The organism is Vibrio sp. SNU_ST1, from assembly GCF_030563405.1.
GTDB lineage: Bacteria > Pseudomonadota > Gammaproteobacteria > Enterobacterales > Vibrionaceae > Vibrio.
The window spans coordinates 2,838,974-2,851,257 of sequence record NZ_CP130748.1; the positions used below are offsets into that span (position 1 = coordinate 2,838,974).

Here is a 12,284-nt window from a genome sequence, read left to right on the forward strand (position 1 = left end):
TAATGGCAGTCCTTACAGCAAAGAACTTAGCGAAAACCTACGGCAAACGTAAAGTTGTGACTGACGTAAGCTTGCAAGTAGAGTCAGGTCAGATCGTCGGGCTACTTGGCCCAAACGGTGCAGGTAAAACTACCTCTTTCTATATGATAGTAGGTCTGGTTGCGCGTGATGAAGGTACTATCAGTATTGACGACCGAGACATCAGTATCTTACCAATGCACAGTCGTTCTCGTCTTGGTATCGGCTACCTACCTCAAGAAGCATCGATTTTTCGTAAATTGTCAGTTGAAGACAACATTATGGCTGTTTTGCAAACGCGCGATGAGATGACTAACGCGCAACGCCAAGATAAGCTGGAAGATCTTCTCGAAGAGTTTCACATCCAACATATTCGAACGAGTAATGGTATGGCTTTGTCAGGTGGTGAGCGTCGCCGTGTTGAGATTGCTCGCGCACTAGCAGCAAACCCTCAGTTCATTCTTCTGGACGAACCTTTTGCCGGTGTTGACCCTATATCGGTTATCGATATCAAAAAAATCATTGTTCACTTACGCGATCGCGGCTTAGGCGTTTTGATTACCGACCACAACGTTCGTGAAACATTAGACGTGTGTGAAAAAGCTTACATCGTAAGTCAAGGGCATCTAATAGCTGAGGGAACTCCTGAAGATGTTCTCAATAACGAACAAGTTAAACAAGTTTATCTAGGCGAACAATTCCGTCTATGATTAGATAGAGAGTATCGAGAGTTCTTAGAATAATAACTAGGTAAGTAACACTGAATGAAACCCTCATTACAACTTAAGCTAGGCCAACAGTTAGCAATGACTCCTCAATTGCAACAAGCGATTCGTTTGTTGCAATTGTCTACTTTGGATTTGCAACAAGAGATTCAAGAAGCACTTGAATCGAACCCACTACTCGATGTCGAAGACGGCAATGAAGATACGCCAACATCGGAAGAAAAACCTAGCAGTGACGAGAAAGAAACAGTTGAAACAGTTGAAACAGTTGAACAAGACTTACCTGATAGCTCCGATTTGATCGAAAAATCAGAGATTGGCAACGAACTAGAAATCGATACAACTTGGGAAGATGTTTACAGCGCAAACACAGGTAACACTGGCATTGTGATTGATGACGACATGCCCGTTTATCAAGGCGAAACCACACAAAGTCTATACGATTACCTGCTCTGGCAACTCGATTTAACACCATTTACTGAAACTGACCGCAGCATAGCTTTTGCGCTAATTGATGCTATCGATGACCGCGGTTACCTTACCGTATCTTGTGAAGACATCCTTGAGAACTTCGACAACGAAGAGATCGAGCTTGATGAAATTGAAGCCGTTCGTAAACGAATTCAGCAGTTTGATCCGCTAGGTGTCGGTTCTGTGAATCTGCAAGATTGCTTGTTACTGCAATTGGCGACCTTCCCACAAGATACCCCTTGGCTTAACGAAGCTAAGTTAGTACTTACTAGCCATATCGACCAACTCGGCAATCGCGATTACAAACTGGTTATCAAAGAGACCAAGTTGAAAGAAGCGGAACTACGCGAAGTTTTGCAATTAATCCAACAGCTGGACCCTCGCCCTGGCAGTAAGATCACGCCAGACGAAACCGAGTATGTGGTTCCTGACGTGTCCGTCTTCAAAGAGCTTGGGAAATGGTTGGTCACCATCAATCCAGATAGCGTGCCAAAACTAAAAGTGAATCAACAATACGCTGCCCTTAGTAGCAAAGGCAGTAGTGCTGACAACCAATTTATCCGCTCAAATTTGCAAGAAGCAAAATGGCTAATTAAAAGTCTAGAGAGCCGAAATGAAACGCTACTAAAAGTCGCTCGGTGTATTGTTGAACATCAACGCGGTTTCTTCGAACATGGCGCAGAAGCCATGAAGCCGATGGTACTGAATGATGTGGCTTTAGCTGTTGATATGCACGAATCCACGATCTCTCGTGTGACGACTCAAAAATTCATGCACACACCGCGTGGCATCTTCGAACTCAAGTACTTTTTCTCAAGCCATGTCAGCACTGACAATGGCGGTGAATGTTCATCTACAGCAATTCGCGCACTCATTAAGAAGCTTGTCGCAGCGGAAAATACCGCAAAGCCTCTAAGTGATAGTAAGATTGCTGCTTTACTGGCTGACCAAGGAATTCAGGTAGCTAGACGTACCATAGCGAAATACCGTGAATCTCTGGGCATTGCCCCATCGAGTCAGCGTAAACGCCTGCTATAAACTAAAGTAGTTAGCTCTTTATTCATTAACGATTGATTAGTTAACTATTAATTTAGTTGTAACCTGGCAACCAACTGAAAAGGAAAGTCTATGCAAATCAATATTCAAGGCCATCACGTTGATCTTACCGATTCAATGCAAGACTATGTTCACACCAAATTCGACAAACTTGAGCGCTTCTTTGATCATATCAATAGTGTTCAAGTTGTTTTAAAAGTTGAGAAAATCAATCAAATCGCAGAAGCTACCCTGCATATAAATCAAGGGGAAATTCATGCGACAGCAACAGATGAAAGCATGTATGCCGCTATTGATTCATTGGTTGATAAACTGGTTCGCCAACTCAACAAGCACAAAGAAAAACTAAGTAGTCACTAACATGCAATTAAGCGAAGTACTTTCATTGGACTGCACTAAAAGTGCAGTCCAATGCACAAGCAAAAAAAGAGCCCTTGAACTGATCAGTCAAATCGCAGCAGAAAGCTGCGGTCAAGATTCAACAGAACTGTTTGAGTGCATGCTGAGCCGTGAAAAAATGGGCAGTACAGGTATAGGTAACGGTATCGCGATTCCCCATGCACGCATGAACGTCAGTGATAAAGCGATTGCTGTATTAATACAATGCCAAGATCCCATCGAATTTGATGCGATTGATAATCGTCCTGTCGACCTACTGTTTGCCCTACTTGTTCCAAGTGAACAGTGCAAGGAGCATCTAAAAACCCTTTCTTGTATGGCAGAGCGACTTAACGACAAGCAGACTCTTAAACAGTTGCGTAATGCTCAAAGCGATCAAGAGCTTTACGACATCATGATTCAAGTGCCAACTTGCGAGTAATAACATGCGATTAATCGTTGTTAGTGGCCAATCAGGAGCCGGGAAAAGTGTTGCGCTACGAGTCCTTGAAGACTTGGGGTATTACTGTGTTGATAACCTACCAGTAAACCTGCTCAACGACTTCGTCGAATCGGTACGCGAGATCAATCAAAACGTCGCTGTTAGCATTGATATTCGTAACCTACCTAAAGAGCCTCAGTTAGTTACAGAAACGCTAGACCAACTAGAAGCCGCCACAGATATTGACCTAAACGTCTTATTTCTAGATGCGAGTAAACGGACGCTACTCAAGCGCTACAGCGAAACACGCAGAATTCATCCTTTATCAATCGGCCAAGAAAAACTCTCTCTTGAACAAGCTATTGATTTAGAAAAAACACTTCTAACTCCTCTGGTAGAGCAAGCCAGCATTGTGATTGATAGCAGTGATTGTAACCTCTACGAATTGAGTGAACAGGTTCGTTTCAAAGTTGAGGGCAAAGAAAAACAAGAACTCATTATCGTTTTTCAATCTTTCGGCTTTAAGTTCGGCTTACCAAGTGATGCCGATTATGTGTTTGATGTTCGTTTCTTGCCGAACCCTCACTGGGAACCGGCTCTTCGACCATTGACAGGGCTTGATGCACCTATCCATTCTTTTCTAGAAAAACACTCTGAAGTGCTTGAACTAAAACAACAAATTCAAGGCTTTGTTGAGCAGTGGTTACCCATGTTAGAGAAAAATAATCGCAGTTACCTAACGGTCGCGATTGGTTGCACTGGCGGCAAACACCGCTCGGTTTATCTAACTCAGAAAATTGGTGAATACTTCGAACAACTCGGTCATCAAGTTCAAATCAGACATGCCTCCCTAGAGAAGCACCAACAGGGCTAACCATGGAATTAACTCGAACTGTACTGATCCAAAATCGCTTGGGTCTTCACGCTAGAGCAGCCGTAAAATTGGTTGAGCTTGCCCAAAGTTTTGATGCAACTATCACTATCCATAGCGAAGAAGATAAAATCGCAACTGCAGACAGTGTGATGGGTCTGCTTATGCTGGAATCAGCGCAAGGGCAACACATCACGATCCAAGCTACAGGCACCGATTCACAACAAGCACTTGATGCTGTTTGCCACCTTATTGAAGATAAGTTTGATGAGGGTGAGTAGCGAAAACTCATCACTCACAACACTGAAGACTCAAACTTCGAATCAACCAGTATTAAATCTTAGTTCTAGCTAAGTTTATGATTTAAATAAGCCCCAGAATTAAGTTACTATTCCAAGCATTGTTAGAATAATGAAATAGGAGGAAAATATGGCAGAGCAATTAGAATTCGACCAAGCTCACCAAACCCTCCAAGAAGTCAGCGAAGCCCTAGAAAACGGCCGATTTGTTCACGTACGTCGACAACTTCAGGACATGGAACCTGAGGATATTGCACACCTTTTAGAAGCCTCCCCTCGCAAAAGTCGTGACGTACTCTGGCAACTCACCGATCCTGAAGACTACGGTGAAATTCTTGATGAACTAAACGAAGACGTCAAAGATGCTCTTGTGTCAAAAATGGCACCCGAGACCTTGGCAGAAGCAACCGAAGGCATGGAAACCGATGACGTTGCGTACGTACTTCGAAGCCTACCCGACGATGTTTCTCGCGAAGTCCTTTCTCAAATGGACTCCGTCGATCGTGCATTAGTTGAAACTGCCCTGTCGTACCCTGAGGATTCAGCGGGTGCGATCATGAATACCGACGTAATCACGATTCGTGGTGATGTCGATGTTGACGTTGTTTTGCGCTACATGCGTATGCGTGGCGAACTGCCCGATGCAACTGACGCTCTGTATGTTATTGATGAAGAAGAGCGTCTTATCGGTAACCTATCGCTTACCACACTGGTAACGACTCAGCCTGATGTGGCAGTTTCCGAAGTGATGGAGGATGCCGACGAAGCGATCGCGGTTGAAACCAGCGCTTCCGATATTGCGAGCCTGTTCGAACGTCGTAATTGGGTTTCAGCGCCAGTAGTCGATAGCAATCAACACCTTGTTGGTCGTATCACCATCGATGACGTGGTTGATGTTATCCGTGAAGACGCCGAGCACTCAATGATGAGCATGGCGGGTATGGACGATGACGAAGATACCTTCGCTCCGGTCGTAAAATCAGCTCGTCGTCGTAGTGTCTGGTTGGGTGCTAACGTACTTGCAGCACTTGCTGCTGCATCCGTTTCAAATATGTTTGAAGCAACACTGGACCAAATGGCAGCGATTGCGGTTCTAATGACTATCGTACCTTCAATGGGTGGTGTTGCGGGTAACCAAACCGTTGCTTTGGTGATTCGTGGTTTAGCACTCGGTCATATCGGTGACAGTAACAAACGCGAACTACTACTCAAAGAGGCGGCTATCGGCTTCCTAAACGGCGTGTTATGGGCTGTTATCATTGGTGGTATTGTGGTTGCTTGGAAAGGTAACTGGATACTGGGAGGCATCATCTCAGCTGCGATGATGACCAACTTGATTGTCGCTGGTATCGCCGGTGTAACCATCCCGGTAATGCTGAAAAAGATGAATATCGATCCAGCACTTGCGGGCGGTATGGCTTTGACCACAGTAACCGATGTTATTGGCCTATCGGTGTTCTTAGGCTTAGCAACCATTCTTATTTAAATCAGACTTATCTAGTGTGAATAAACAGATAGCAAATTCTAAGACGATACACTGAATACAAAAAGGGAGCCATCGGCTCCCTTTTTAATGTGTCAGATTTTAAGCTCCAGATTAAAACTGAAGTAAATTGAGCTAATTACTCACCCGCAACTTTCATTGATTCAAGCAAGATAGAACCCGTTTGAATTTGCGAACGTGTTTCTACGTCGTTACCAACTGCAACAATCTGAGTGAACATGTCTTTTAGGTTACCCGCGATCGTCACTTCAGATACTGGGTATTGGATTTCTCCATTCTCAACCCAGAAACCTGCTGCGCCACGTGAATAATCACCTGTCACGGTATTAACGCCTTGACCCATTACTTCAGTCACAAGGAAGCCGGTGCCGAGCTCTTTTAGCATCTGCTCAAAGTTTTGACCCGTCGATTTAACAAACCAGTTATGAATACCACCCGCATGACCTGTTGGTGTCATATCCATTTTACGTGCGGCATAGCTGGTTAGCAGGTAGGTTGCTAACACACCATCAGTGATGATTTCACGATCTTGAGTGAACACACCTTCGCTATCGAATGGGCTTGAAGCCAAACCACGTAAGATATGAGGACGCTCAGAGATATTGAACCAATCTGGTAGAATTTTCTGACCTAGGTGATCCAATAAGAACGACGACTTACGGTATAGGTTACCACCACTGATCGCCATCACAAGGTGGCCAATCAAGCCAGTAGCGACATCGTTAGCGAACATTATTGGGTATTGGCCTGTTGGTAACTTTTTCGCATCCAAACGGCTAATGGTCTTTTCTGCTGCTTCTTGACCTACGCGCTCAGGCGTCCATAGCTCATCACGATGACGTGCAACGGTGTAGCTGTAATCTCGCTCCATCTCACCGTTAGCGCCTTGTCCAATGACACAGCAGCTCGTGCTATGGCGACTTGAAGCATAGCTAGCTAGTAAGCCATGGCTGTTACCGTAAACCTTAACGCCGTAATGACTGTCGTAGCTCGCACCATCACTTTGCTTGATCTTGTCGCTATAAGCTAGCGCTTGCTTCTCAGCAGCAATCGCAATCTCAGCGGCATAATCAGGGTTTGGTTCATCAGGGTGAAAAAGATCCAAGTCTGGAATGTCTTTGACCATGTATTCTTTTGCTGCAGGACCCGAAAATGGGTCTTCAGAAGTGTACTGAGCGATATCAAGCGCAGCCGCGACTGTTTGAGCAATGGCCTTCTCACTCAGATCAGATGTAGATGCGCTGCCTTTTTTCTGACCGCGGTAAACAGTAATACCTAGAGCACCATCACTATTAAATTCAACGTTTTCCACCTCACACATACGTGTTGAAACACTTAAACCCGTTGACTTAGTAATAGCAACCTCAGCTGCGTCTGCACTCACTGATGCCATACCCAACGCTTTAGCTACTGCGGCTTCTAGCTCAACTCGTTGTTGGGCGACTTGCTGTTTTACATCCATATCTATTCTAATTTTTTAGGTCAATATTACGTAGGATAACAAGAATTTCGCTTTCTCCCCAAGATTCTTGCTAAAATAGGCAATATATTCGTTTGAGATAGTGACATAGGCAGAAAAGATGGCTCGCAAAAACCAAAAAGCCCCATGGGAACCAGAAGAAGAAATCATCTGGGTAAGTAAGACAGAAATGAAAACGGACATGGACGCCCTGCAAAAGCTGGGAGAAGAGCTTGTTGAATTAAAGCCTTCTGTATTAGACAAATTTCCGCTGTCTGAAGATTTGGCACAAGCGATTAAAGATGCACAACGCTTTAAAAATGAAGCGAAGCGCCGTCAACTTCAATACATCGGTAAAGTAATGCGCAGTGTCGATCCAGAGCCAATTCAAGCGGCTTTAGATAAGATTCGCAACAAACACTCTCAAGCAACAGTTGAACTGCACAAACTAGAACAACTGCGTGATCGTGTTGTTGCAGAAGGCGATGCGGCCATTTCAGACGTTATGGAAATGTACCCAGAAGCAGACCGTCAACGTCTTCGTCAGCTCGCTCGTCAAGCTAACAAAGAGAAAGCGGCAAATAAACCGGCTAAGTCTTCTCGTGAAATATTCCAAATCTTAAAAGAGCTAAAGCTAGGCGACTAATCTTCGCCGCCCTTTAATCAGAAAGATAATAAAAGACCTAGCACATGCTAGGTCTTTTTGTTTTCGACGCACTCAATATTAAGAAGTACTCACAGGAGTGAAAAATCATTCACCCGCTTTAACAAACGAGCTTAGCTCTTGCTGTGGATGTTCAGCCGTCAGTGCCTCTATCGAGTCTGCAACCAACACCTTACCTAGCGCTACAAAAACAAACTTGTTTGCGATACTGCGTGCATCACCTAAGTGGTGAGTAACCATCAATACCGTAATGTTTCGCTCTGCGGCTAATCGCCTAACAAGGTTAAGCATTTCCTCACGAAGCAAAGGGTCAAGCGCAGAGAAAGGTTCATCAAGCAACCAAATATCATGAGGCTGAACAAAACAACGAGCTAACGCGACACGCTGACGTTGACCACCCGATAAGTGCTCAGGCAATCTATCTAAATACTCAGCGACACCCACTTGTGCAGCGGCCTGTACGACTTCGTGCTTTTGGGTTGCCGTAAGCTTTAACCCTGGATGCAAGCCTAAGCCAATATTTTCACGTACGGTGAGATGGGCAAACAGGTTGTGCTCTTGAAACAACATCGCTAATGGACGCTGATGTGCTTCTTTGCCAATCAGTGATTGTCCCGCTACAGAGATCTCACCCGAAGTGGGCTCAATAAACCCAGCAACCAGTGCCAACAGCGTTGATTTACCGGCGCCACTTGGCCCCATTAGCGCAACAATATCGCCCTGCTCAGCTTGAAAATCAAAGCAAAACAACTCTCTGTGATAGTGGTAGTCCACATCTTTCATCACTAACATCATCGGTTCCTCAACTCTTTAGCATCGAGCTTAGATCTTCGAGTAAATAAAAATTCAATCAGGCTAAAGCTGCCAACACTCAGTAACAGTAAGCTCACGGAAACCACAGCTGCGGCTTCCATTTGATAGCTGCCTAATAATTGGAATAGGTACAAGGGCAGAGTTCTAAAATCTTGGCTACCAAACAAAGCAATCGCGCTTAAGTCACCCATTGCTAACATAAAGCTGATCGAGAAGGCTTGTGCCATCGGTTTACGCAATGCGCGCCACTCCACTAGCCTAAAACGCGTGAAACCAGTCATTCCCAAACTTGCGCACACATACTGATACTGCTGAGACAAATGCAGCATAGGTTGAGCCAAGGTTTTAATTACGTAAGGCAGCGCCATTAAACTGTTTACTGCAATCACGATAAAGAAAGCTAAGCTGAAAACATCGGTGAATGAACGCAGTAATAAGAAGAGGCCCGTACTGATCACAAGCCCGGGAGTCACTAAGATAATAGTGCCAATCAGCTCGATTTTATCGGCTCGAAAATTCCTGTTCTGTAAACGCCATGCTCGACTAGTCAGTAGTATGGCGATACCAATACCAACAGCGATAACACTTGCTAATGACGCGACTTTAACCGAGGCCATTAACGCAGCCCAAAACGGCTCGCTGCTCAGCACAATTAATGCCTGCGAGTTAATGCCACTGACGATAACCATAGCTAATGGCGGCAATACCAGCATTGAGACGATGATGATCCAAAAGCTATCCCAAGCTTTTGACCACCAGCTGTCCTTAACCAAATATTTCTCTTCCGACAATTGACTGGCTGTCACTGAAATAGGTTTCGATAGACGTTGAATGCTCACAGCTAACACACCACACAGCAGCATTTGCCATATCGCGAGCAAGGCACCGGCCTGCAGGTCAAAGTCGAATTTAATCGCCTGATAAATCGCAAGTTCGATAGTGGTTGATTTAGGTCCACCGCCTAGTGCCATCACGGTAGCAAAGCTGGTAAAACACAGCATGAAGACCAAACCACACACATGTGGCAGTTGCTGTCTTAAGCGAGGCCATTCAACCCATCTGAATTTGTTCCAATGACTCATACCCAAATGAGCACACAGCTTATGCTGCTCGGCAGGTACGGTATCTAAAGCTTGTAAAAGTAAACGGCTAGCATAAGGCAGGTTAAAAAAGACATGTGCGAGCAAAATACCATTCAACCCATAAATCGAGAATGGTAGTTTAATATCGAAGTTCGCCAGAAATTTAGCTAACCAACCACTGTTACCATAAATCGCGAGCAAACCAAATACACCAACTAATACGGGCAAAACCAAGGTCGAAGCAAAAAGCCTTAACAACAAGGCTCGTCCAAAAAATTGTCTGCGACACAGAGCATGAGCAATAGGTATAGCAAAGCCAACACTCAGCACAGTTGAGAGTGTCGCTTGATAGAAACTGAATTTCGTTACATGCCAATAGTAAGGATCGGACCATACTTGGCTGATATCAAGAGAAGGGGCATTGCTTAGCAATGCCCCAACTGCTGAAACCACGAAGGCGGTAATGAGTATCGCAACCCAAACCCCGACCTTAGGTGTTTTCTTTATCATAAATTGATTTTTTACCGTAAATGGTTCACTCCAAACATAACGAATGAACCTTTAAATACAGAAAGCTAGTTTTTTAAAAGTACGTTAGAAAACTCATTTTCTTAAATAATAAGTTAAATAGTAAGTTAAAAAGTAAGTGCACTCTGCCATTCACGAATCCAAGGCTTACGCTTCTCGGCAATCTCTTCTGGTGTGAAGCTTAGCGCTTTCTGAGGAACCGTAAGTTGCTCGAACCCTTTTGGTAGCTCAACATCGGTCACTGGGTACATCCAGTTACCAGTAGGCATCGCCGATTGGAACTCATCACTTAAGATAAATGCCATAAACTCATCGGCAAGCTTTTCGTTCTTGCTACCTTTAACCTTCGCTGCCACTTCCACTTGAGTGTAATGACCTTCTTCAAAGCTTGCTGCTGCGTACTTAGAATCACTTTCTGCAATGATGTGGTAAGCAGGAGAAGTTGTGTAAGACAACACTAAATCCGACTCGCCTTCTAGGAACATAGAGTAAGCTTCAGACCAGCCTTTAGTCACAGTAACCGTTTTCTGAGCGAGCTTCTTCCACGCCGCAGTTGCTTCATCACCGTAAACAGACTTCATCCATAGCATCATGCCTTGACCTGGTGTTGATGTACGTGGATCTTGATAGATAACCTTAAGATCGTCACGTTGCTCAACCAGTTCTTTCAGGCTCTTTGGCGGATTTGCTAGCTTTTCTTTGTTATAAATAAACGCAAAGTAACCAAAATCATAAGGAACAAAGGTACTGTCGTTCCAACCGTTAGGAAGCGCCACAGATGATGTATCAACACTGTGCTCAGCCAATAAACCCGTAGATTTCGCTTCAGCCATGAGATTATTATCTAGGCCTAAAATGATGTCAGCTTTGCTGTTGCCACCTTCAAGACGTAAGCGGTTTAAAATAGATACACCATCTTCTAACGCGACAAAATTCACATCACAGCCACACTTTTCTTCGAATGCTTTTTCAACGACAGGGCGAGGGCCCCAATCCGCAGCAAAAGAGTCGTAAGTGTAAACCGTTAAGGTGTTGTCTGCGGCGAAGGCAGAAAAAGAGATGGCTGTAGTAACAGCAAGAGTTGTTAATGTTAATTTCACTGGACGCTCTCCATGGTCTGAGCGGCACAGGTTTGAGGGAGGAGAACGGTAGAGGTTGTTCCTAACTCAATTCCTACGCCAGCATTATCTGGTTCAGGTTTACGGGTCCCAAGTGTCTGCTTGATCTCAGCTCGCATTCACTATTTGAATGGTTCGCTCCCCGATGAGTGTTCAGGATTGTAATTTGATTTTTAACAATAAGCCATCAAGTTTGGATCAATTACGTAGATCGTACCCCCAACGTGGCACTAAACCTTGCTCGATACCAAGGTGATCGAGAATACGTGCCACCATAAAGTCGACCAGGTCTTCAATCGACTTAGGTTGATGATAAAAACCCGGAGCTGCAGGCATAATCGTCACGCCCATGGTCGAGAGTTTGTGCATATTCTCTAGATGCAACGTAGAAAATGGCGTCTCACGAACCACCAATAACAGCTGACCTCGCTCTTTCATAACTACGTCTGCTGCGCGCTCGATCAAGTTATCTGATAGGCCATGAGCAATCGATGCCAAGCTTCCCGCAGAGCATGGACACACTACCATCTGCTTCGGTGCTGCTGAACCAGAGGCAACCGGTGAGAACCAATCATCTTTGCCACACACCACCAGCTTTTCTGGGTCGCAATCTAAATGCTTAACCAAAGCTTGTTTCGCAGCATCTGGCCCAGCAGGTAACTTCAGTTCATGCTCGGTCGCCAACACCACTCGCGCTGCCGATGATATCAGCAAGTAGACCTGATAATCGGCAGCCAAAAGGCATTCAAGTAAACGCAGGCCATAAGGCGCACCGGATGCGCCAGTGAAAGCAAGAGTTATCGCTTTATCGTGTTTTGTCATGTTCTCAATTACTTCAAATTATAAGGTCGTGGAT

General features: G+C 44.8%; 13 protein-coding genes and 1 riboswitch. Of the genes, 8 read left to right on the plus strand and 5 right to left on the minus strand.

All coding sequences use genetic code 11. The features are described 5' to 3' along the window. Positions 1 to 2 precede the first annotated feature (2 nt). The 7 genes from lptB (at position 3) to mgtE (ending at position 5,746) form a co-directional block, all read left to right on the plus strand. Complete coding sequence (gene lptB, locus Q5H80_RS12520) at positions 3 to 728, plus strand: LPS export ABC transporter ATP-binding protein (RefSeq protein WP_304564954.1); 726 nt, start codon at positions 3 to 5, stop codon at positions 726 to 728. A 54-nt stretch (positions 729 to 782) separates the two neighbouring features. Continuing rightward, positions 783 to 2,252 (plus strand): RNA polymerase factor sigma-54, encoded by a 1,470-nt coding sequence (locus tag Q5H80_RS12525; RefSeq protein WP_304564956.1) that lies wholly within the window; start codon positions 783 to 785, stop codon positions 2,250 to 2,252. A 90-nt stretch (positions 2,253 to 2,342) separates the two neighbouring features. After that, positions 2,343 to 2,630, plus strand: a complete 288-nt coding sequence (gene hpf, locus Q5H80_RS12530; RefSeq protein ID WP_009847742.1) for a ribosome hibernation promoting factor — start codon at positions 2,343 to 2,345, stop codon at positions 2,628 to 2,630. A 1-nt stretch (position 2,631) separates the two neighbouring features. Continuing rightward, complete coding sequence (ptsN, locus tag Q5H80_RS12535; RefSeq protein ID WP_009847743.1) at positions 2,632 to 3,090, plus strand: PTS IIA-like nitrogen regulatory protein PtsN; 459 nt, start codon at positions 2,632 to 2,634, stop codon at positions 3,088 to 3,090. A 4-nt stretch (positions 3,091 to 3,094) separates the two neighbouring features. Continuing rightward, positions 3,095 to 3,964 (plus strand): RNase adapter RapZ, encoded by an 870-nt coding sequence (gene rapZ / locus Q5H80_RS12540; RefSeq protein WP_304564961.1) that lies wholly within the window; start codon positions 3,095 to 3,097, stop codon positions 3,962 to 3,964. Positions 3,965 to 3,966: 2 nt separating this feature from the next. Further along, on the plus strand, positions 3,967 to 4,242 hold the full coding sequence (locus Q5H80_RS12545; protein WP_009847745.1) for an HPr family phosphocarrier protein: 276 nt from the start codon (positions 3,967 to 3,969) through the stop codon (positions 4,240 to 4,242). Between the two features lie 148 nt (positions 4,243 to 4,390). Continuing rightward, positions 4,391 to 5,746 (plus strand): magnesium transporter, encoded by a 1,356-nt coding sequence (gene mgtE / locus Q5H80_RS12550; protein WP_048605905.1) that lies wholly within the window; start codon positions 4,391 to 4,393, stop codon positions 5,744 to 5,746. A gap of 136 nt (positions 5,747 to 5,882) precedes the next feature. Here mgtE and pmbA read toward each other — a convergent pair whose 3' ends face one another. Beyond that, on the minus strand, positions 5,883 to 7,226 hold the full coding sequence (pmbA, locus tag Q5H80_RS12555) for a metalloprotease PmbA (RefSeq protein ID WP_304564965.1): 1,344 nt from the start codon (positions 7,224 to 7,226) through the stop codon (positions 5,883 to 5,885). 118 nt (positions 7,227 to 7,344) lie between these two features. Here pmbA and yjgA point away from each other — a divergent pair, with 118 nt between their 5' ends. After that, complete coding sequence (gene yjgA / locus Q5H80_RS12560) at positions 7,345 to 7,869, plus strand: ribosome biogenesis factor YjgA (protein WP_017097545.1); 525 nt, start codon at positions 7,345 to 7,347, stop codon at positions 7,867 to 7,869. A gap of 105 nt (positions 7,870 to 7,974) precedes the next feature. Here yjgA and thiQ read toward each other — a convergent pair whose 3' ends face one another. From thiQ to Q5H80_RS12580, 4 genes are all read right to left on the minus strand, one after another. Further along, positions 7,975 to 8,679 carry a thiamine ABC transporter ATP-binding protein gene (thiQ, locus tag Q5H80_RS12565; protein ID WP_304569417.1) on the minus strand — a complete coding sequence of 235 codons (705 nt, stop codon included), beginning with the start codon at positions 8,677 to 8,679 and terminating at the stop codon, positions 7,975 to 7,977. Then, entirely contained in the window at positions 8,679 to 10,292 is a 1,614-nt protein-coding gene (gene thiP, locus Q5H80_RS12570; RefSeq protein ID WP_304564967.1) for a thiamine/thiamine pyrophosphate ABC transporter permease ThiP, read from the minus strand. The genes thiQ and thiP overlap by 1 nt, the downstream gene beginning before the upstream one ends. 125 nt (positions 10,293 to 10,417) lie before the next feature. Beyond that, positions 10,418 to 11,410 carry a thiamine ABC transporter substrate binding subunit gene (thiB, locus tag Q5H80_RS12575; RefSeq protein ID WP_304564968.1) on the minus strand — a complete coding sequence of 331 codons (993 nt, stop codon included), beginning with the start codon at positions 11,408 to 11,410 and terminating at the stop codon, positions 10,418 to 10,420. Positions 11,411 to 11,463: 53 nt separating this feature from the next. Continuing rightward, a riboswitch (TPP riboswitch) is annotated at positions 11,464 to 11,583 on the minus strand. A gap of 43 nt (positions 11,584 to 11,626) precedes the next feature. Then, complete coding sequence (locus Q5H80_RS12580) at positions 11,627 to 12,250, minus strand: flavin prenyltransferase UbiX (RefSeq protein WP_304564969.1); 624 nt, start codon at positions 12,248 to 12,250, stop codon at positions 11,627 to 11,629. Between the last annotated feature and the right edge of the window lie 34 nt (positions 12,251 to 12,284).